We start from the raw sequence: 20,639 nt of genomic DNA, 5'->3' as shown, positions 1-20,639 counted from the left end.
TATCAATCAAATTCAAAATTTACGTCTGGTGCATTTTCTGATCCTGCATCAGCTTTATAATATGCTAGCTCATCAAAATTAAATATACCTGCCAAAATTGAATTTGGAAATTTTTTGATGTGAAGGTTGTATGGTTCTACGGTTGCGTTAAACCTATCACGTGCTACGTTTATTCTATTTTCGGTGCCTTCTAATTGAGATTGCAGTTCCAGAAAATTTTGATTTGCCTTTAAGTCGGGGTAGCGTTCAACGGTAACCAATAATCTACTTAGTGCACTGCTTAATCCACTTTGTGCTTGATTGAACTGTGCTAATTGCTCTGGGGTTATATTAGCTGGGTCAATGCTTACCGAAGTTGCTTTAGATCTTGCCTCTATTACATCGGTCAAAGTACCTCTTTCGAAATCAGCGGCACCTTGTACTGTTTTTACTAGGTTGCCTATAAGGTCGTTTCTACGTTGATAAGCACTTTCAACATTTGCCCAGGTTTTTGTAGAAGTTTCTTTTAGCGCTATTGCTGTGTTATTGAAACCTACGCCCCACTGGTATAGTCCAAACGCTATTACAGCGATTACAATTAATGCGATTAGTCCTTTTTTCATAATGGTTGTGTTATAATTGGTCTTTAATTTTATTTAGTTCCGCTTTTACGCGCTCCAATTTTTGAATAATATCAAAATTGGAAAGTGTTTTTTGCTTCTCTTCTTTAAGGTGGATTTTGGCGCCATCAAGAGTAAAGCCTCTTTCTTTTACCAAATGGTAGATAAGCTGAAGGTTTTTAATGTCCTGTGGCGTAAATTTTCTATTTCCTTTTGCGTTCTTTTTTGGTTGAAGTACATCGAACTCTTTTTCCCAAAAACGAATTAACGAGGCGTTTACACCGAAAGCACGGGCTACTTCACCAATACCATAATATCTTTTTTCTGGGAGGTCTATCTGCATTAATCTAATGATTGGTTTTCTTGATTAGCAAATTTAAGCATGTTTTCAAACTCTTCTGGAGATAAACTTCCGTAATAGAAATTAATAGGGTTTATACGATCTTTATCTTTCCAAACTTCATAATGTAAATGTGGAGCTTCCGATCTACCTGTACTGCCTACAAAGCCAATTAAATCGCCTCGTTTTACTTTTTGACCCTTCTTCACATTATACTGGCTTAAATGCGCATAAAGGCTTAAATACCCGTAGCCATGCTCAATACGTATATGTTTACCGTAGCCGGATGAATTATTATCTGCTCTGGTTATTTTACCATCGCCAGAAGCATATACCGGTGTGCCTTTAGGTGCGGTGAAGTCCATGCCATAGTGCATTTTTCTTGCTTTTGTGAAAGGATCTGAACGCCAACCATAACCTGAAGCCATGCGGGTTAAATCTTCATTGTTGATGGGCTGTATAGCGGGAATGGACATTAATAATTTTTCTTTTTCTTCGGCAAGTTTTGTGATTTCATCTAAAGACTTAGACTGTATGGCCATTTGTTTTTTAATAATATCCAGCCTTTTGGTGGTAGATATGATCATCTCGGAATTGTTGAAGCCCTCTAAAGATTTATAACGGTTAATACCTCCAAACCCTGCTTTACGTTGCTCGTCGGGTATTGGATTTGCTTCAAAATATAAACGGTAGATATTGTTGTCCCTTTCTTCAATATTGCCCAGAACTTCTTCAATCTGTTCCATTTTTTTATTCAACAGTTCATATTGAAGCTCGTAGTTCTTCACTTCCCTTGACAAAGAAAGTTCTCTAGGGGTGTTTACGAGATTGGTGTTCAGTAATAGAATTAAACCTAACAGACCAAAAAGGCAGGATCCCAAAATAAAGAAGGTTATATTTCTATAACGTTTAGATTTTTGGGGTTCTATTTTACGGTACGACAGCGTATCTGGGTCGTAATAGTATTTTACCTTAGACATGAATGTTATTTATCCTATTTTTGTTTTTTAATTATTAGGGAACAAACAAATATAAAAATAGTTTTATATAAACCGTTAAAATTTGTAAAAGCTTAGCATTTTAGATGAATTCCAAAGAAACAAGAACTCAATTTCTGAATTTTTTCAAAGGTAAAGAACACAAAATAGTGCCTTCTGCACCTATGGTCATAAAAGATGACCCAACCCTGCTATTTACAAATGCGGGCATGAACCAGTTCAAAGAATATTTTTTAGGTATTAGTCAGCCTAAGAGCTCAAGAGTGGTAGATACTCAAAAATGTTTGCGTGTAAGTGGTAAACATAACGATTTGGAGGAAGTAGGTAAAGATACCTATCACCATACCATGTTCGAGATGTTGGGCAACTGGAGCTTTGGCGATTATTTTAAAGAAGAGGCTATCGCCTGGGCATGGGAATTGTTGACCGAAGTATTTAAAATAGATAAGGATAGTTTGTACGTATCAGTTTTTGAAGGTAGTGAAGATGCCGATCAATTGGATATGGATAAAGAGGCGTTTGAGCTATGGAAGAAAATTGTTCCACAGGATAGGATTATCATGGGGAACAAGAAAGATAATTTTTGGGAAATGGGCGACCAAGGACCATGTGGACCATGTTCCGAGATTCACGTGGATATTCGCTCAAAAGAAGAAAAGGCAAAAGTATCTGGTGCAAGTTTGGTAAATCAAGACCATCCGCAGGTAGTGGAAATTTGGAACCTGGTATTTATGCAATACAACCGCAAAGCAGATGGTTCGTTAGAGAGTTTGCCGGCTAAGCACGTAGATACGGGAATGGGGTTTGAACGTCTTTGTATGGTTTTACAAGGAGTACAATCTAACTATGATACAGATATATTTACGCCGTTAATACGAGAAATAGAAACCATAACAAATTCCGATTATGGTAAAAGTGAAGAAATTGATATAGCTATTCGTGTGATCAGTGATCACATTCGCGCGGTGGCATTTTCTATTGCAGACGGTCAATTGCCAAGCAATACAGGTGCCGGTTATGTGATAAGAAGAATATTAAGAAGAGCGGTACGCTACGGATTCACCTTTTTGAATACCAAAGAACCTTTTATGTTCCGTTTGATAAATGTTTTAACCGATTCGTTGGGTGCAGCTTACCCGGAATTGAAAGAACAAAAACAACTGATCGAAAATGTGATCAAGGAAGAAGAATACTCTTTCTTGAAAACCTTAGATCAGGGCTTGTTGCTTTTAGATACTATCATAAAGAATACAAAAGGAAAGGTCGTAGATGGCGGAAAAGCTTTTGAGCTATATGATACTTTCGGATTTCCAATAGATTTAACTGCATTGATTCTTAGTGAAAAAGGATATGAGTTAGATGAGGCTGGCTTTGATGAGGCAATGCAGAAGCAGAAGAATAGGTCAAAATCCGCATCGTCCGTATCTAAAGAAGATTGGGAAGTTTTACAAGAGGATAATGAGCAAGAGTTTGTTGGTTATGATATGCTTGATGTTGAGGTGAAGATTACCAAATACAGAAAAATAACGTCCAAAAAAGAAGGTACACAATATCAACTGGTATTTAATCTAACCCCTTTTTATGCCGAAGGGGGTGGTCAAGTTGGTGATAAAGGGTATTTAGAAGATGCACATGGCGATGTCATTTATATTACCGATACTAAGAAAGAGAATAACGAGATCATTCATTTTGCCAAGAACCTACCAAAGAATTTAAATGAAAGTTTTAAAGCGGTCGTAGATAAAAAGCAACGCAACAGAACTGAAGCTAACCATACGGCAACGCACTTGTTGCATCAGGCATTAAGAGAAGTTTTGGGTAAGCACGTAGAGCAAAAAGGGTCTTCGGTACATTCAAAATATTTACGATTCGATTTTTCTCATTTTTCTAAAATGACACCAGAAGAATTGCAGGAGGTTGAGAATTTTGTGAATGCTCGTATAGACGGACAATTACAGCTTCAGGAAGAAAGAAACGTACCAATGAAAACTGCGATAGCAGAGGGCGCTATGGCGTTATTTGGTGAAAAATATGGAGATGCGGTAAGAACCATTCGTTTTGGTCAGTCCATAGAATTATGTGGAGGAACACATGTAAAGAATACGGGAGATATCTGGCAATTTAAAATAAAGTCAGAGGGCGCCGTTGCAGCAGGTATTAGAAGAATAGAAGCAATTACCGGTGATGCCGTTAAAGATCTTCATACTGATAATGACAAATTGCTATCAGAAATAAAACATGTTCTAGGCAATAGCCAAGATCCGTTAAAGTCGGTTTCAAGTCTTCAGGAAGAGAATAGTAGCCTTAAAAAACAAGTAGCTGAATTACTTAAGGATAAGGCAAAAAATCTAAAAGGTGATTTACTTTCGGAGCTTAAGGAAATCAACGGAGTGCAGTTTCTAGCTAAAAATGTAGATTTAGATGCAGCTGGTATTAAAGACCTTAGTTTTGAAATGGGCGGCAATAAGGATAATTTGTTTTTACTGTTCGGTACAGAGCAAAATGGTAAAGCTTTATTGTCCTGTTATATATCTAAAGAACTGGTTGCCTCCAAAGGATTAAATGCCGGTACAATTGTTCGTGAGCTTGGTAAGTATATTCAAGGCGGCGGTGGCGGTCAACCTTTCTTTGCCACTGCAGGCGGTAAAAATCCTGGTGGTATTGAAGAGGCTTTGGTAAAGGCAGAAGATTATTTGAAGTAGTTGTGCATTGTTTAAGAAATTCGTAAAACGATAAGGAATCAAAAAATGAATCTCTTAACTGAAATACCTTTATCTAAAGCTAATAATCCTATTGACTACTCTAGTCAGTTATTATTGTTGGGCTCTTGTTTTTCTGAAAATATAGGGGCTAAGCTATCGTATTACAAATTTCAGGGAATACAGAATCCGTTTGGGATATTGTTTCATCCTTTGGCAATTGAAAGGTTAATTGAAAAGTCTGTCAATCAAGAATTTTTTACTGAAGAAGATGTGTTTAACGAGAATGAACAATGGCATAGTTTTGATGCGCATTCTAGCTTAAGTAATCCGTCCAAAGCACAAATTATTGCAGATTTAAATAATGCAATAAGTAGAACTTCAACGCAAGTAAATACAGCTAGTCATATCATTATCACTTTCCTGGAGAATCAAAGAAGTAAATCGCATCTTATTGCCGCTATTCATCAGGTTTTAAATGAGGGTAGGGTATCTTATTTCCCTAGCTATGAATTAATGATGGATGAGTTGCGTGATTATCGTTTTTACGCCAAAGATATGATTCACCCCAATGAGACGGCAATAGAGTATATCTGGGAGAAGTTTGTTGAGGTGTGGTTGGCATCAAATACATCTTCAACTATGAAAAAAATAGAAAAGGTCCAAAAAGGAATGCTACATAAACCCTTTAATGAAAATTCTGATCAACATCAAAAATTCCTTGTAAAACTAAACGTTTTAAAATCAGAAATTCAGACAGAATTCCCTCATTTACAATTCTAGGTCAAACATGAATTTTGTCGAGTTTTTAATGGTTATAAAATGATAAACTTTTTTTTTAGGTATTTTTCCGTTTAATGTTCAAAATGATTAAAAGAATAAGTAGTCTAATTATATGTTTGTTTGGTATATTTAATGCTAATGCCCAACTTCCGCTAGCTGAATTGGAAGCATTACAAGCGCTATATAATGCTACGGGAGGACCTAACTGGGTTAGTGAGACAGATGCTGACCTTACTAATGATTGGAATTTTGCTGTACCGTTAGCTGCTACGGTAGTAACTAATGATTGGTATGGTGTAACGGTTAATGCTAATAGTGTTATAGCCTTAGATTTGGATAATAATTCCAATACCGGAAACAACCTGATCGGTACAATACCAATGGAAATAGGTAATTTGCAGAGCTTGACGATTCTTGATTTGTCTGACCAAACTAATCTTTCAGGTCCTATTCCAATTAGTATAGGTAATCTTTTGAATCTTGAACACTTATTTTTAAATGGAAATGAGTTGTCTGATGGTATACCTATGATACTAGGAAGTTTAAATAATCTAGTAACTTTATGGTTAAGTGCTAATAATTTGGGTGGTACAATACCACCCGAACTTGGTAACTTAAGTAATTTGGAAACTTTACTGCTTTCGGAAAATCAACTAACAGGAACTATACCTGTAGAATTGGGAGATTTAAATAGTCTACGGGTTCTCCGACTTTCTTTTAATGAACTTTCGGGTGAAATGCCTTCTGAATTGGGACTTCTCTCAAATTTAACATCCTTGTCTTTGAGATATAATAATCTAACAGGGGCAATTCCAGAAGCTATTTATGATTTAATTAATTTAAGGACTTTACTATTAGAATTTAATCAGCTAGATGGAGCTATTTCTCCATTGGTTGAAAATTTAGTTTCATTAGAGCTCTTAGTACTTCGTTTTAATCAATTTGAGGGAAATTTGCCCGATGAATTAGGAAATGTTCAGTCGATATTAACCTTATCATTAGGACAAAACAATTTTACGGGTACAATACCTAATTCTTTTTCAAACTTAATTAATATTAATGTTTTTGAAATTAATGATAATAACATAGAAGGAATCTTGCCCGCAGGTTTAGTGAATTGGACCAGTCTGAGTTCTCTAGATATTTATAACAATAATATAGAGGGAGATATACCTGGTTTTAATTTTTTGAATGAGGGAGTATTTAGAATTTATGGCAATAGTTTTCAATTTGGGGATTTTGAAGATGAATTTAATTATTACGAAGGCTTTTCTTTATTTGTTGACAATCCACAGTCATTAGTGAACGATGTTGAAAACATTACAGGATGTGTTGATGGTTCTTTGACCTTAACCACTGCGGTAAGCGGTAGTGCAAATGTATATGAATGGTTTAAAGACGGTGTGGCAATACCAGCTTCAGATACTCCAAATTTAGTATTAACAAATCTTCAGGTAACAGATTCAGGGGTGTATACATGTCAAATTAGTAGCACTATTGTTACAGATTTAATCCTGGAAAGAAACCCTATAACTGTAAATGTTGATAGTAATGGACCAATAGCAAACGATATTGATGATGTAATAATATGTGATACGGATGCCGATGGTTTTGCTACATTTAATTTAGACTTGGCGGCTATAGAGTCTCAAGTTGTTTGGGAGCAAACTGGGTTAACGGTTTCTTATTTTAACGCCGCAGGAAACCCAATAACGTTATCTAATTCATTTGACAATACTATTCCATATCAGCAAGACATTACAGTGCTTGTTGAAGCATCTGAAACCTGTTTTAATGAGACTGTTTTTAGTCTGATTGTAAACCCTTTGGTGGTTGCAGATGTGTTACCAGATGTTGATGAATGTAATGTTTACACCTTGCCAATATTAAGTTCTGGTAACTATTACACTGCTGCTGGTGGCAACGGGTTAATGTTAAATGCTGGCGATGAAATTACCGAATCGCAAATTATATATGTTTATGCGGAAAATGAAATGGGATTGGGAGGCTGTTTTGATGAAAGTAATTTTTTAGTGGATATTACTAAGGTTTCGGTTACGGAATTAGATGACGTTGTTACTTGTCAAACATATACCTTGCCAACATTACCTGATGGGCAAGATTACTATAGTGAAGCCGATGGAGGTGGGACAATTTTACTGGCAGGTGATGAAATTTTAGAGTCCATGACCATTTATATTTTTACCGAAGAGAATGGTTGTATTGGTCAATCTAGATTTTCCGTAAGTATTGACCCTATTGCATGTCAAGATGTAGAATCTTTAGGATTACCCAAATTTTTCACACCTAATAGTGATGCTTACCATGATGTTTGGGATACATCAAAACTTTCTGGAACAGGTGATATAGATATTTTTATTTATGATCGTTACGGTAAGCTATTAAAGCAGCTAGACCCTAATACTTCTAATTCGTCCTGGGACGGAATTTATAATGGCAAACAAATGCCTTCATCTGATTATTGGTTTAAATACATCAATAGAGATACTGAAATTCAGCTTTCAGGTCATTTTTCGTTAAAACGATAGGCTTTCGTATCCGTTTGTTCCTTAATTTCGAATACATTGTTTTTTATGAAAAAGATAATTTTAGGCTTGGTAATCGGAGTAACATTATTGTTTGCGTTTCAAATGTGCCAAGGTGAACGAGATAATAAATCTATTCTTAAAGAAAACTCCATGCTCATTCAACAAGAAATTACCAACGTTTCCAAGTTGGTGGTAACTGAGGGGCATTTTGCAGAAGTGTACAACTATAAAGATTCAAAAGAACTTTTTGGTCCGTTATTGCGGGCAGAAAAAAAGGCATTGGTTGTGGTAAATGCAGATGTAACCGTGGCTTATGATTTAAGTAAGATTGAATTTGAAGTTGATGAAACCACAAAAACAGTTAAGATCAATAGTATTCCAAATGCAGAGGTTAAGTTAAATCCAGATTTTGAATACTACGATGTTACCGCAGATTATTTGAACCAGTTTGATGCTACCGATTATAATAAAATAAAGAAAACGGTAAATGCATCATTAATGAAAAAAGTGCAAGCTTCTTCATTATTGGGCAATGCGGAGAATAGACTAATTAGTGAGCTGCAGAAGTTTTATATTCTTACCAATTCAATGGGTTGGCGATTAACTTACCAAGAACAGACCATAGAATCCTTAGAGGCACTGCAAGAAATTAAGCCAGGGATTTTACCGTAGCTAATGCTAGTCCGTCATCAATTAATTGCCCTAGTTTCGGTTGGTCAAGTTTAATGTTTTCAAGGTGCCGCTCTATATTTTTTACTAATTTGTCATCATTACTTTTTATGGCCAGTTCATAAATTTCAACAGGCAATAACCAATCTGTTGGGTATTTTTCCTGTATTTCCTGAAAAATCTTTGTTCTAGAAACAATGGTGTTTTTGCCCTCTCTAAAATCCCTGATTGTCTTATAATAAGATTCTAGTTCATTTAAACTTTCTTCATTTTTGCTGACACTGCTAGGGCTTAGGGAATGGTCTAAAAGGTCAAAACTATGCAAATCTGCAGGACCATGGTAGGCGGAAACTATGTCTTCGCCGATTGCCATATTGTACAATTCATCGTTAGATTCAAAAAGGGTTGTTCCATTATGTGTTACCTTACAATTTTCAAAAGTAATTAAGATAATTCTACCTTGAAGATTACGTGTGCCGGTAACTATTTTACCGGTAACATTGATTCCGCCAATAAAATCTAACGAAACAATTTCACCTTCATAAATCTTATATGCTTTAAGGTCGCGCGGACTCATGTCTTCAATAGGGATATTAATACCCTTAAGCCTTCCGATAGGAGAGCCAAAACCAGTTTCATGCTGATTGATATCTTGCCCTACCAACTCTTTTTCTCGGTATGCTAAAGCAGATTTGCCCTTGGTTTGAAAGTATATAGGTTTGCCTTCATGAGAAATCAATGATTCAAAATTACCGGATACTTGTAATCCAGTACTTAGTTCAATTGTCCCTAGTTCTTTTGAGTCTATAAGTTTCTGTAAACCTGAAAGTCCGCCCTTTCGTAAAGCCATTGTATTTGCAAAGTCTTCAAGAACCTGACTCAAAAAAGCAAAATCTGGAGTAACAAAAAGTTGTGGTTGAGGTTTGGTGATATCAAAAGAGGTTCTTGCCGCTTCAATGGAATAAGGCAGTTTTTTTACATTATCTGTCATGCACCACTGACTTTCACCAATAGAGGATAAAAGTCCCGCTCCGTAAATCTTAGGGTCTTCTAAGGTTCCTATAAGTCCGTATTCCACGGTCCACCAATGCAAGTTTCTAATAAGCGCCATTTCGCTGGGTTCACCCATATTGTCCTGAAGAAATTCAATATGCTTTTCAGACTTTTGAATTTCTTCTATTGGTGTGCCTTTAGCTTCTTTGATAATGGATAAATGGCGTACAGCTTCGTATAGTTCAAAATCTTTAGCACTAGATATGGCCTTACAACCAATTTCCCCAAATCGCCTTAAATATGCAGCATATTCAGGGTTGGCAATAATAGGCGCATGGCCCGCTCCTTCATGAATGATATCTGGGGCAGGGGTATAGGCAATATTTTCTAATTGGCGAATATCAGAAGCTATAACTAGAACATTGTAGGCTTGGAACTCCATAAAAGCGGCTGGTGGAATAAAGCCATCTACAGCAACGGCGGCCCAGCCTAAATCTTTTAAAATACGGTTCATGCCATACATATTTGGGATGTTGTCTATGGAGATGCCTGTTTTACCTAAGCCTTCCGTATATGATTTATGGGCAACTTGGCTAAGGTAATCTACATTTTTGCGCATCACATATCTCCAAACAGCTTGGTTTATAGGGGTGTAATCCTCATAGTTTTGAGGTTTAATGTATTGCCTTAAATGTGATGGAAGTTTATCCAAAATAGGATTGCTTTCATATGTAGAAGAAAATTCACCCATAATTATACTTTTGAAGCCTATATTATTTCTATTAAATATAGGATTATAGGACTAATTAAATGTTAAATTTAATTTAATTAGGAAATAAGACTTTATATTGATAACATAAAAGTAATTATTACTTTATAGGGTTCGCGAGGGACCATTAATCAGGAAAATATTTTGATGGAAAAATTAGATTTTATAGATAGGGAGATATTAAAGATTTTGCAGAAAGATGCAAAAATTGGTGCCAAGGCAATTGCAGAGCAACTTGGAATGACAAAAACACCAGTATATGAACGTATTAAACGTCTTGAGCATGATGGGTTTATTAAGAACTATGTAGCTATTTTGGATAAGGACAAAATTGAGGATAGCATAACGGTTTTTAGCTTTGTTTCTTTAGAGGCTCAAAAAGGCGCAATGATGGATGATTTTTTTGAGCAGGTAAAAAAGTATCCTGAAGTGGTAGAATGCTTTGTAGTGGGTGGCGAGTTTGATTTTCTCCTTAAAGTTGTAGTAGCCAACCTTGATGCCTATTATAATTTCGCAAAATTTAAGATAGCTTCTTTACCAAGTATTGGTGGTGTTAAGAGCGCTTTTGTTTTAAATGAGGTAAAGAACGATACGCATTTTCCATTATTGTAAATAAAAAAGGCTTGCAGATGATTTCATCTGCAAGCCTTTTTTATAATATGTGTTTATTATTTCATTGCAACCGCATTAGGTGGGTATTGCTCTAGAATTTGAGATACAAATTCTCTAATTCGTTCTTCTTTTTTGGCAATATTCTTGGTATTTGATAGTGTTCCCACACCTTTACCTTGCCATACCAGTTCGTTTGTATTATTATCTATAAGGTCAATATAAAGAGAACCCTGTGTGCTGGCACTTACGCTAGTACCGCCCCAGCCAAAACCAGGTCCCCAAGCCCATGGGTTGTAACCCCATCCCCAGGCACCGCCCCAACCGTAGTTGTTATTATAAACATCAACGCGTTCTTGCTCTTTGGTAAAAATACTGACCAATAGATCTGGCTTTTCGGATTTTACGAAACCTCTAGAACTCATTTCGGTTTCAATGGCGCGTAGAATTCGTTTTTTGTCCAAGTCGGATATTTGTGCTTTGTCTATTCCTGTTTTATAAAATGCATATGTTTTATAACCATTGAAATCAGCTTTCTGGTCATAATCTGAAAGTACGCTTACAGATGAACAAGAAGTAATAAAAACTAAAAGAAGCAGCGGTAAGCCAAATAGTTTGATGTTTTTCATAACGTTATATATTTTAAGTACTTAATTTTCTCTAGTTGAAATAATCACAAATATCATGCCGAGCTATGTTAGAACTTATTGGGTATTTGTTTTTGGATCATAACCATAAGGACAATGTCTACAACCGCTTTCACAACAATAGCCTCGCTTAAGATGATATTGTTTGGTAAAGACCCTATAACCGTTCTCAGACCAGTAAAAATCTCCCTCCTCGATAGGAATTATTTTCTTCATCGTAAAACATACTATTTAGGAATATAAAGTTACTTCTTTATGTTGATAACCTTGTTGTGTAATCTGTTCAAGTTATATACATAAGTACTTTAGCCCTATTTTAACCATTAATCGGTTTTGTTGGCAATAAAAACTGGTAATTTTCAGTTGAACTATTTTTGGCTTTATCTTTGTAATAGTATTACCAAAGTAATTCTATGATTCTGGTATTTAGACATTTCTTCTATAAAAATTATGTGGGTCTTTCACTTTGGCCTTTCATATTTCTAAAAAATGGAAGTTTAAAAAATGATGATGTACTTATAAATCATGAGAAAATTCATTTGCGTCAGCAGCAAGAATTATTGATCCTTCCTTTTTATATACTTTACCTTACAGAATGGGCAATTAGAGCCGTTTGTTATTTGGATACCTATAAAGCTTATCAAAATCTCAGCTTTGAGAGAGAAGCTTACATGCATGAAAATGATATGGATTATTTGTCCAATCGCAAAATCTTTAGCTTTATTAAATATCTTTGGCGTTAAAAATCGCCCTTCTTGCATAGCATCAATCAACTTGTTGAACTTCCCTTATTCGCTGAAAAGAATGTTACGGTAGTACTAAAGCGCGAAGATCTACTACATCCGTTTATATCTGGTAATAAATTTAGAAAGCTCAAGTATAATATATTGGCTGCCCAAGCGGAAGGTAAGAACACGTTATTGACTTTTGGCGGTGCATTTTCCAATCATATTGCCGCAACAGCTTACGCCGCAAGAGAAAAGGAATTTAATGCTATTGGAATTATTCGTGGCCAAGAGCTGGAACATACTTGGCGGCATAATGCAACTTTACATAAAGCCCATGAAGATGGCATGCAATTCAAATTTATCAGTAGAGAAGAATATAGGCAAAAGGAAGATATAAAGTTTATTGACCTATTAAGAAGTGAGTTTGGGGATTTTTATCTTGTACCGGAAGGAGGTACGAACAGTTTGGCGATACAAGGGTGTGAAGAAATTTTAACCAAAGAAGATGAACTATTCAATTGTGTTTGTACTAGTGTAGGTACCGGTGGTACTGTGTCTGGGTTGATCAATGCTTCTTTTGCTAAGCAGCAAATCATTGGTTTTTCAGCATTAAAAGGAGCTTTTTTGAAGTCTGAAATAGAGAAGTTGGTACAGAAAGATAATTGGCAAATAAATAATGATTTTCATTTTGGCGGCTATGCTAAAATAACGGAAGAATTGGTTAGGTTCATCAATGAGTTTAAAGCAAAAACGCAAATTCCTTTAGACCCCGTTTATACCGGAAAAATGATGTTTGGGTTGTGTCAAATGATCCAGCATGATACTTTTGTGCCAGGATCAAAAATTTTGGCAATTCATACTGGTGGTCTGCAAGGTATTACTGGTATGAATAGTATACTGAAAAAGAAAAATTTACCTTTGTTGCATATATGAAAAAGATAATTTTATTGATTTTGTTGGTGGGCGTGGCGCTTACTTCATGTAAATCGAAAAAAAGATATTCGGATCAATTACGAACCAAGAATGTCCAAAATGAGCGAAGAAACTCTAAAGCGGATAGTCCTAATAAAGGAGAAAAGGCAGATTTACCTGCTGAGCCTTCAAAATTTATTAGGTTTAAAATAGACTCACCAACCGAATACATAGAAACTTTTGCTGAAACTGCCCAATTAGAAATGATGGGGTATGGTATACCGGCAAGTATTACTTTGGCGCAGGGATTATTGGAGAGCGGTAATGGTAAAGGAGAATTGGCTATGAAAACCAACAATCATTTTGGTATTAAATGCCACAAAGGGTGGGAAGGTGATTACGATTTTCATGATGACGATGAAAAAGGGGAATGTTTTAGAAAATACAATCATCCTATGTATTCCTTTAGAGACCATAGTATATTTTTAACAACGAGGTCCAGGTATGCGTTCTTGTTCAATTTGAGACATACAGACTATAAAGGTTGGGCAAGGGGTTTGCGTAAAGCTGGTTATGCCACAGATCCAAAGTATCCGCAGAAATTAATTTATTTAATAGAGAAGTATGATCTGCATAAGTATGACAAGCAAATAAAAAAGGCTGGCTATACGGATAATACGGTGGTGGTTACTGGTGCGGACAATATTCATACGGTACAAAAAGGAGATACCCTGTACTCCTTGTCCAAAAAATATTATTTAAGTGTAGATGAGTTAATGCAGTTGAATAATCTGCGTAGCTCTGATCTGTCAATTGGACAGCCGCTTAAAGTCAAAAAGTAGTAAAAAATCAATAGAGCATATGATTTATCAAAGAAGTAGTGCCTTGTTTGCAGAGGCAAAGAAATATATACCAGGTGGCGTAAATTCACCGGTACGCGCATTTAAGGCAGTTGGTGGTGATCCAATATTCGTAAAAAAAGCGAAAGGAGCTTATTTGTATGATGAAGATGGTAATAAGCTTATAGACTACATAGCATCATGGGGACCTTTGATTTTAGGTCATGCCCATGAGCCTGTAATTAATGCAGTGGTTGAAAAGGCTAAGAACGGAACTTCGTTTGGTATGCCTACGGAAATTGAGACAGAGCTGGCGAAATTGGCTATATCAATGGTGCCCAATATGGATAAGATCAGGTTTGTCAATAGTGGAACAGAAGCTTGTATGAGTGCTGTGCGTTTGGCAAGAGGCTTTACCGGTAGAGAAAAAATAATAAAATTTGCCGGATGTTACCACGGACATTCGGATTCGTTTTTGATTCAAGCGGGTAGTGGCGCGGTTACCTTTGGTAGTCCCAATAGTCCGGGTGTAACACAGGGTACGGCAAAGGATACGTTGTTGGCGGTTTATAATGATTTAAGCAGTGTAAAGGAGTTGGTAAAAGCCAATAAAGGAGAACTGGCAGCAATTATTATAGAGCCTATAGCAGGTAATATGGGGTGCATAATACCTACGGAAGAATTTATTCAAGAACTTCGTGAAATCTGTACTCAAGAAGGAATTTTATTGATTTTTGATGAAGTTATGACAGGCTTTCGTCTAGCGAAAGGTGGGGCTCAAGAAGTACTTGGTATAAAAGCGGATATAGTCACTTACGGAAAAGTAATCGGTGGTGGATTACCTGTAGGAGCCTTTGCTGCAAGAACGGAGATAATGGATTATCTGGCTCCTGACGGACCCGTTTATCAAGCTGGTACTTTAAGTGGTAATCCTCTTGCTATGAGTGCCGGATTGGCAATGTTGACAGAATTGAACAATAACCCTGGGGTATTTAAAAGTCTTGCCGATAAAACCGAATACTTACATGAGGGCATTGCAGAGGTATTGAAAGAAAAGAATGTTGACCATCAAATTAACCGATATGGTAGTATGATTTCCGTTCATTTTACCAATGAGCCAGTAGTAGACTTTACTTCATCTGCCAAGGGCAATAATGAAACGTTTAAAAAGTATTTTCACGGTATGTTGAATAAGGGTATTTACTTGCCCCCAAGTGCTTTTGAAAGCTATTTTTTAAATGATGCTTTAAGTTACGAAGATTTAGATGCAACTATCAATGCGTTAAAAGAAATAGAATTATAAGCAGAACAATTATATTGTAAATTGGTAATTAAAGAAAGCCCTGTTTTCAGGGCTTTCTTTATTATTTGAAATTATACTGAATACCCAGCTGAACGGCGTTAGAGAAAAACCGGTCAATAGTAAAATAGGAGTAGTTTAAATGTACGGTTGTAAAATTCTTGATTCTGTAAGATAGTTTACCTTCATAACGCTGAAAACTATCTTCTTCCTGCTCGGCAAAAAGTGAAAAGTCGCTTTGCCAATTAAAATCTGAATCTTCGTTACCAATGGTGAATTGTAATCCTCCACCGGCATAAAGTCTATCTTCGGTAAGCCAGTAAGGAAAACCGTCTCTTCTCTCTTCAGAGCCAACACCGTAAGCACCTTCTATTAATGGACCAAATTTAAATTTGTCCAAATTCAGCAAATTATATTCTACTCTGGTGCCACCAATAGCGTAGTATTGACTATCAGTGTAGTAATCTGCTTTTACATAAAATTGGTGATCTAGGTTAGATGAGTATTTAAACTCCTGTGCTGCTTTTACCTGAATATCATAAATGTTTAATTCGTAACCCGGTCCTGTTGTAACGGGGTGTACTTTTAAAGCTAATGATGATGTACTATTGTCACCTATAAAATCTATACCGGTATTAAAATGAAAGAATACCTTATTAAAATTATCTAATTCTACTTTGGCGCCAACGGAAAAAGGTTTTTTCTCATTGGACTCTGTTTTATATTGATAGGCAACACCGAGTAAATCTCTATCAATATCATTAGGTACTATAGTGTCCTTAAGAACTGAATATGCGGTACCTTGAACAATTGAGAATTTATGAAAGTCGAGTTTTGTATTATAAAAACCAAAATGGAAGGCATTGTTGAACAAGGTTGGGTTAAATTCATCTGCAATAGCAGATGAGGTAAGTCCTATGGAGTGCCCTTTCTTTTTTCTAGCTTCAATTTCAGATTTTTTTACAATAGCGTCATCCATTAAAACTTTGTACTTGCTTACATATAAAGATTGCTTTTCGTTAGTTTCAGATTTTACCTCATTGTTGAATGCAATTTTAAAATCGGGATCAATTTTGTTCTGTGGTATGCTTAAGGCTATTTTACCTGCACCATCTACATCACCCTTTAGTAATAATAATTTCACCATGTGGTTCATGGTATTATAATCTCTAGGATTCTTTTCTATATGTTTGGCATATACTTGTTTTAAATACCGGCCATTGGCGTATTCAAGATTCCAATCTAAAATATGTTTGATAGAAATGGTATTGGTACACGTGCTCCAATCTAAAGCTTTCTGGTATTGTGAGTATTGCGCAAATAAAAGAGCAATATTCTTTGATAGTCTAATTAAATCGGGTCTGCAGGGCTCTATTTCTTGGGCTTCCTCTAAGGCTTTGTCTGGATCATTGACCAGCAGATATCTTAGATAGTACTCAAAGTCTGTAAATTTCTTACTTGCAATGGTCTTTGTTTTTTCTTTCCATTCCTTAACCACTTCTGGAGAAATATTTCCACATTTTTGCCAAAGTTCTGCCTTGTCAAAATTAAGTTTTTCTGCATACGCTTTACTAATTGAAGTTGCCAGATCTTTATTGGATATACTACAAGGTGCTATCTCATCTAGTTTCTGTAGTAAATCATCTTTATTGGATTTTACCAAAAAATCATAGTATGTATGTTGGTTCTCATCAGTTGGTTCTAAAGAATTTAGAACGCTAAGAACTTGTTCTATAATTTCGGTATTGTCTTCGGTATTAAAATTTTGATAATATTCTTTAAGAAGGACGGGGTCATTTTGTCCCCATTCCATCTGTCTCTCTATCCACATTTTTTTAATGGTAGGTGTTGGGTAATTACTGACAATACTAATGTCCCTAGAAAAATCTGCATAAGAATTTGATGGGTTTTTTTGGTATAGTTGGTCTAATTGTGACCAAAGCTCTTCGGTTTTGCCTTGAGCCTCCATACCTTCTGCATAGGTAACTATTTCTTGGCTGTTAATGAATTTATTATTGTCAAATAGTTTTTCCATTAAGTTTGTTGCCTCTTTGGTTTTTTCTTCAACCACCAATCTGTTAATTTTTTTCTTTAAAGGCACCATGGTCTGCTTACTCCGGTTATAAGCTTTATAATCGTTATTTGTATTGGTGATTAAAGTTGAGGTTGTACCAATTAATGTTCTAATTTCTGGTCGTATATCTGGTACACTTAAATTTGGGGACTTTGTTTTAATGCTATATAGAAAACCATTTAAAAATGGTGTTGCGCTAAATTCTGTCTGGTCAAAGAATAATTTTTCATGTACTTTGACATTGTTATGTTCGCTAACGTACATTAACCAATAAGAGTCTTTATTGGCATCTGAGTTTAAGGAACTAGATACTTCATACTGACCTTCATAACTTAAATGGCGAATACTTTGATAGCGCCAATCCATAACTGCCTCTGTAGATTTTTTAGCGGTTAAGAATTGCATTTGGGGGTGTCTTTTCTTGTAGTCTGCAATATGATTTTTAAGTGAATTTATTGCATTTCCGGCATTTCCCATTTCAACGGCATCTTCAGTATTTAAGGCGTGAGACCAAATTCCTGTATATAGATAGGTAGACTCTATAGCCCATAATTCTTTATCTGAAATGGTATAACCACTACTTAAACGTGGATAATCAAAAAATCTATTGTTCAATGGGTCTGGGTCAAACTCCCTGTTACCACCTTTATATAAATCTCCTAAGAAAGAGGTATGAACAAAGTTTAAACTAGGAAATCCTTTTTTTAATGATATTAGTCCTAAACTATCAATTTTATTATTTGGTGCCACATATGATGTGGGTAGGGACTTGGATATATTTTCTTTCCATTTTTTCTCAGACGCCTTTATATTTTCAAGAACTAGATCAGTGTCTTGCCATAATTCTTTGGACAATGAAAGATCGTTATAGCCTCGAAAACCTAATTCATGACCACGGTTGGTAAACTCGTTGGTCATCCATTTATTGGTGCCATCTTCATTTTTACCATCCAGTAGCCCAGTCTGTTCCCAACTTTTAAAGTTAGCCTCACCGGTGTTCTTGTCATCGGCATTAAAGGTTACATATGCAGAGAATTTTATATCTTCCTCTTGGGAAAATTTTTTCATTTTAGGCCACCAATCTTTTTTTAAGAACTCAGATTTTCCCTCTCCATTTTTTAAGGTTATGGCTTTACCATTTTCGTCATAAACAGCCGATGGAAAATCATCAAGAAAAAGCGTTCCAATATTTGCAATTGGGTAAGGTATGCCCTCAAGTCCAAGCAAACTGGCTGAAAACAACAATCCCCTCATTTCTTTTTTAAGTACTTGAGATGAATTGTACAGGATGACCTTACCATTGCCAATTTGATTTTCAACTAAAACAGGGTAATTATTATCATTATATGCAGATACCAGTACATTAACGTTACTGGAGAAATTGGAAGTATTGAAACCTAAATGGGTTGTTTCATTATCAAAGCCGCGACCTTGCATACCTGGAAACAAAGGTTTGTTAAAGAACAGGCCCGAAGCTACTTTGTTCGTAGACCAATCAGCCCCAGGGGTCATGCCAAAAAAATAAGACATACGTTCATCTTTTGCTGCTTTGGTAATCAATAAGGTTCCACCTTTAGAAACGAACTTTAAAAGACTGTCAATGGCAACGGTACTTAAACCTGCAGTTTCATGAACGGTAACGACCCTTGTGGTTGGAGCAATATTCAACTTTTCGTTAAATTGATTTACCCATAACGTTTTGTGTGCAATTTTAGAATAGTCAAAAGCCTTTGCCAAGTTTTCAGTTTCTAAAATAGCGCTATAATTTGTTGGTTCTATTAAAAACTGAACCAAAGGCTCCTCTGTACTTTTTTCCGGAATATTAAATTTGTTATTAGACTTGTAAAGTTCTTGTTGGCAACTGGTTAAAAGAGTAAAGGCTATAAGTAGAGATAAATAACCTATTTTTTTTGCTATCATGGTTTGGTGTCTTAAAATCTAAATTGAGACGCATGTTGCTGTCTTCAATTTGAAGATTCTAAGTACAAGCATAAAGATGTTAGCTAAAAATTTATTGGTCAAATATGCAATTTCATCCATGAATGTATGGTTTAAGGGTTTAGCCTTGGTTTATAAGGTGTTTTGGAAAGTTTGAGATATCGCTTAAATGCAAAAAAGACCTGCCAAAAGCAAGTCTTTTTTTTGGGTTTGTATAAGCATCTATTGTCTGGCAGAGCGTTTTCCTTTTCTACCTTCATTGTTTTTACTTCGCATTTTTCGTCTATGGTCCATTTTTTCCCATTTTTCATATTGCTCGTCATCAAGTATAGATTTCATTTGCTCTTTTCTGGCAATCTGATGGTCTAAGCGCTCATTTTGCATAGCGTATTTTTCTTCTGCGGTCAATACCTTTTTACCTTCCTCTTTTTGGGCTTTTCTCTCTTCCATTTTTGTTTTTCGAGCAGTGGCATCTTCCGTAAGTATTGCTTTGATTTTTCCTTGTTGAGATTCATTAAGATCTAAGGCCAAAGTCATTTTTTTGGTCTGAATAGTTGCTACTTGTTCAGGAGTCAAATCTTTCATGTCACCTCTTTTACCTTTTCTTTGGTGATCTTGTGCCGTTGCAGTTATGCCTGCCATAATCAATATGGCCATTACTAATTTTTTCATGTTTATTTTTTTATGTATTTGTTACTTTGACATGAAATTTTCAATTAGGTTTAAGGGTAATTTAATTTTTAATAGTTTTTTAACGGAAAAAGATAAATTATGATAATTAAAAAGCGCGGCTTTTGGGCCGCGCTTTTAAGTAGGTATGTTCTTTGAATTTTTTAATTGGTCTGTGTTCGTCCTTCCATCGTTTTGTATGGATTAATAACGATGTCAGCCTCTTGTTCGTAGGTGTTTGTTACAATATCTTCTTTAACGGTATCATTTGTGTTCTGGTGATAAACAACAGAAGCACAGATAAAACAAGCTAGGTAGATAAGACTTTTTACTTTATTGGTCATGATTTGGGGGTTTAAATTCTTTACTAATCTAAAAAAGATAAACGCATGAAAAAGCCCATTGTTGTGTAATGGGCTTTTTTTGATGTCTAGAATATTTAAAATGTGGTTAACACATTTCATTCATCGATGATATTGGTTTTTCATCGATAACGTTGAAATCTTGACCACAATTACATGCAA

At 35.6% G+C, this 20,639-nt stretch carries 18 protein-coding genes; 9 read left to right on the top strand and 9 right to left on the bottom strand.

Translation table 11 applies throughout. The annotated features are described in order from the left end of the window. Window positions 1-2: 2 nt before the first annotated feature. From YQ22_RS04810 to YQ22_RS04800, 3 genes are read right to left on the bottom strand one after another with little or no spacing between them, the layout of a single operon-like run. Window positions 3-602 carry a LemA family protein gene (locus YQ22_RS04810; protein WP_071340269.1) on the bottom strand — a complete coding sequence of 200 codons (600 nt, stop codon included), beginning with the start codon at window positions 600-602 and terminating at the stop codon, window positions 3-5. A 10-nt stretch (window positions 603-612) separates the two neighbouring features. After that, window positions 613-942: a MerR family transcriptional regulator gene (locus tag YQ22_RS04805; protein ID WP_058105223.1), complete on the bottom strand. Its 330-nt coding sequence runs from the start codon at window positions 940-942 to the stop codon at window positions 613-615. Beyond that, window positions 942-1,919: a M23 family metallopeptidase gene (locus YQ22_RS04800; RefSeq protein WP_058105224.1), complete on the bottom strand. Its 978-nt coding sequence runs from the start codon at window positions 1,917-1,919 to the stop codon at window positions 942-944. Before YQ22_RS04800 ends, YQ22_RS04805 begins: the two co-directional genes overlap by 1 nt. Before the next feature lie 104 nt (window positions 1,920-2,023). On the opposite strand from YQ22_RS04800, the gene alaS reads away from it, so the two are divergent. The 4 genes from alaS (at window position 2,024) to YQ22_RS04780 (ending at window position 8,640) form a co-directional block, all read left to right on the top strand. Continuing rightward, window positions 2,024-4,639: an alanine--tRNA ligase gene (gene alaS / locus YQ22_RS04795; RefSeq protein ID WP_071340268.1), complete on the top strand. Its 2,616-nt coding sequence runs from the start codon at window positions 2,024-2,026 to the stop codon at window positions 4,637-4,639. A 45-nt stretch (window positions 4,640-4,684) separates the two neighbouring features. After that, window positions 4,685-5,419, top strand: a complete 735-nt coding sequence (locus YQ22_RS04790) for a GSCFA domain-containing protein (RefSeq protein ID WP_071340267.1) — start codon at window positions 4,685-4,687, stop codon at window positions 5,417-5,419. Between the two features lie 83 nt (window positions 5,420-5,502). Further along, on the top strand, window positions 5,503-7,968 hold the full coding sequence (locus YQ22_RS04785; RefSeq protein ID WP_198033514.1) for a T9SS type B sorting domain-containing protein: 2,466 nt from the start codon (window positions 5,503-5,505) through the stop codon (window positions 7,966-7,968). A gap of 45 nt (window positions 7,969-8,013) precedes the next feature. Then, complete coding sequence (locus YQ22_RS04780) at window positions 8,014-8,640, top strand: DUF4230 domain-containing protein (protein ID WP_071340265.1); 627 nt, start codon at window positions 8,014-8,016, stop codon at window positions 8,638-8,640. On the opposite strand, the gene YQ22_RS04775 is transcribed toward YQ22_RS04780, so the two are convergent. Next, window positions 8,618-10,381, bottom strand: coding sequence for an aromatic amino acid hydroxylase (locus YQ22_RS04775; protein ID WP_071340264.1), 1,764 nt, complete (start codon window positions 10,379-10,381; stop codon window positions 8,618-8,620). The two genes, YQ22_RS04780 and YQ22_RS04775, sit on opposite strands and share 23 nt — an antisense overlap. 165 nt (window positions 10,382-10,546) lie before the next feature. On the opposite strand from YQ22_RS04775, the gene YQ22_RS04770 reads away from it, so the two are divergent. Further along, the gene (locus YQ22_RS04770; RefSeq protein ID WP_071340263.1) at window positions 10,547-11,011 is read left to right on the top strand and encodes an Lrp/AsnC family transcriptional regulator; all 465 of its coding nucleotides are present in this window, start codon (window positions 10,547-10,549) and stop codon (window positions 11,009-11,011) included. Between the two features lie 56 nt (window positions 11,012-11,067). Here YQ22_RS04770 and YQ22_RS04765 read toward each other — a convergent pair whose 3' ends face one another. Continuing rightward, window positions 11,068-11,637 carry a DUF4136 domain-containing protein gene (locus tag YQ22_RS04765; RefSeq protein WP_071340262.1) on the bottom strand — a complete coding sequence of 190 codons (570 nt, stop codon included), beginning with the start codon at window positions 11,635-11,637 and terminating at the stop codon, window positions 11,068-11,070. Between the two features lie 75 nt (window positions 11,638-11,712). After that, window positions 11,713-11,871, bottom strand: a complete 159-nt coding sequence (locus YQ22_RS19170; RefSeq protein ID WP_167342570.1) for a DUF5522 domain-containing protein — start codon at window positions 11,869-11,871, stop codon at window positions 11,713-11,715. Window positions 11,872-12,068: 197 nt separating this feature from the next. Here YQ22_RS19170 and YQ22_RS04760 point away from each other — a divergent pair, with 197 nt between their 5' ends. The 4 genes from YQ22_RS04760 to hemL are packed head-to-tail and all read left to right on the top strand — an operon-like array spanning window position 12,069 to window position 15,437. Beyond that, window positions 12,069-12,398: a hypothetical protein gene (locus YQ22_RS04760; RefSeq protein ID WP_071340261.1), complete on the top strand. Its 330-nt coding sequence runs from the start codon at window positions 12,069-12,071 to the stop codon at window positions 12,396-12,398. 12 nt (window positions 12,399-12,410) lie between these two features. Beyond that, window positions 12,411-13,316, top strand: coding sequence for a 1-aminocyclopropane-1-carboxylate deaminase/D-cysteine desulfhydrase (locus YQ22_RS04755; protein ID WP_071340260.1), 906 nt, complete (start codon window positions 12,411-12,413; stop codon window positions 13,314-13,316). After that, the gene (locus YQ22_RS04750) at window positions 13,313-14,137 is read left to right on the top strand and encodes a glucosaminidase domain-containing protein (RefSeq protein ID WP_071340259.1); all 825 of its coding nucleotides are present in this window, start codon (window positions 13,313-13,315) and stop codon (window positions 14,135-14,137) included. Before YQ22_RS04755 ends, YQ22_RS04750 begins: the two co-directional genes overlap by 4 nt. Window positions 14,138-14,156: 19 nt before the next feature. Beyond that, window positions 14,157-15,437 (top strand): glutamate-1-semialdehyde 2,1-aminomutase, encoded by a 1,281-nt coding sequence (gene hemL, locus YQ22_RS04745; RefSeq protein ID WP_071340258.1) that lies wholly within the window; start codon window positions 14,157-14,159, stop codon window positions 15,435-15,437. A gap of 61 nt (window positions 15,438-15,498) precedes the next feature. On the opposite strand, the gene YQ22_RS04740 is transcribed toward hemL, so the two are convergent. The 3 genes from YQ22_RS04740 to YQ22_RS19060 all read right to left on the bottom strand — a co-directional run bounded on the left by YQ22_RS04740 (window position 15,499) and on the right by YQ22_RS19060 (window position 20,459). After that, window positions 15,499-19,428 carry a DUF2194 domain-containing protein gene (locus tag YQ22_RS04740; RefSeq protein WP_071340257.1) on the bottom strand — a complete coding sequence of 1,310 codons (3,930 nt, stop codon included), beginning with the start codon at window positions 19,426-19,428 and terminating at the stop codon, window positions 15,499-15,501. Between the two features lie 240 nt (window positions 19,429-19,668). Further along, on the bottom strand, window positions 19,669-20,118 hold the full coding sequence (locus YQ22_RS04735; RefSeq protein WP_058105235.1) for a hypothetical protein: 450 nt from the start codon (window positions 20,116-20,118) through the stop codon (window positions 19,669-19,671). A 161-nt stretch (window positions 20,119-20,279) separates the two neighbouring features. After that, window positions 20,280-20,459: a hypothetical protein gene (locus tag YQ22_RS19060; protein ID WP_139254354.1), complete on the bottom strand. Its 180-nt coding sequence runs from the start codon at window positions 20,457-20,459 to the stop codon at window positions 20,280-20,282. Window positions 20,460-20,639 lie beyond the last annotated feature (180 nt).

The sequence above is a fragment of the Maribacter sp. 1_2014MBL_MicDiv genome (genome assembly GCF_001865655.1).
GTDB lineage: Bacteria > Bacteroidota > Bacteroidia > Flavobacteriales > Flavobacteriaceae > Maribacter > Maribacter dokdonensis.
Note: the sequence above shows the minus strand (reverse complement) of the source record. Positions and strands in the feature narration are given on the sequence as shown.

Coding starts and splice junctions, on each gene's coding strand:
- YQ22_RS04810 (WP_071340269.1), bottom strand. CDS start 602: ATGAAAAAAGGACTAATCGCATTAATTGTAATCGCTGTAATAGCGTTT.
- YQ22_RS04790 (WP_071340267.1), top strand. CDS start 4,685: ATGAATCTCTTAACTGAAATACCTTTATCTAAAGCTAATAATCCTATT.
- YQ22_RS04735 (WP_058105235.1), bottom strand. CDS start 20,118: ATGAAAAAATTAGTAATGGCCATATTGATTATGGCAGGCATAACTGCA.
- YQ22_RS04760 (WP_071340261.1), top strand. CDS start 12,069: ATGATTCTGGTATTTAGACATTTCTTCTATAAAAATTATGTGGGTCTT.
- YQ22_RS04765 (WP_071340262.1), bottom strand. CDS start 11,637: ATGAAAAACATCAAACTATTTGGCTTACCGCTGCTTCTTTTAGTTTTT.
- alaS (WP_071340268.1), top strand. CDS start 2,024: ATGAATTCCAAAGAAACAAGAACTCAATTTCTGAATTTTTTCAAAGGT.
- YQ22_RS04740 (WP_071340257.1), bottom strand. CDS start 19,428: ATGATAGCAAAAAAAATAGGTTATTTATCTCTACTTATAGCCTTTACT.
- YQ22_RS04780 (WP_071340265.1), top strand. CDS start 8,014: ATGAAAAAGATAATTTTAGGCTTGGTAATCGGAGTAACATTATTGTTT.
- YQ22_RS04775 (WP_071340264.1), bottom strand. CDS start 10,381: ATGGGTGAATTTTCTTCTACATATGAAAGCAATCCTATTTTGGATAAA.
- YQ22_RS04785 (WP_198033514.1), top strand. CDS start 5,503: ATGATTAAAAGAATAAGTAGTCTAATTATATGTTTGTTTGGTATATTT.
- hemL (WP_071340258.1), top strand. CDS start 14,157: ATGATTTATCAAAGAAGTAGTGCCTTGTTTGCAGAGGCAAAGAAATAT.
- YQ22_RS04750 (WP_071340259.1), top strand. CDS start 13,313: ATGAAAAAGATAATTTTATTGATTTTGTTGGTGGGCGTGGCGCTTACT.
- YQ22_RS04770 (WP_071340263.1), top strand. CDS start 10,547: ATGGAAAAATTAGATTTTATAGATAGGGAGATATTAAAGATTTTGCAG.
- YQ22_RS19170 (WP_167342570.1), bottom strand. CDS start 11,871: ATGAAGAAAATAATTCCTATCGAGGAGGGAGATTTTTACTGGTCTGAG.
- YQ22_RS19060 (WP_139254354.1), bottom strand. CDS start 20,459: ATGACCAATAAAGTAAAAAGTCTTATCTACCTAGCTTGTTTTATCTGT.
- YQ22_RS04805 (WP_058105223.1), bottom strand. CDS start 942: ATGCAGATAGACCTCCCAGAAAAAAGATATTATGGTATTGGTGAAGTA.
- YQ22_RS04800 (WP_058105224.1), bottom strand. CDS start 1,919: ATGTCTAAGGTAAAATACTATTACGACCCAGATACGCTGTCGTACCGT.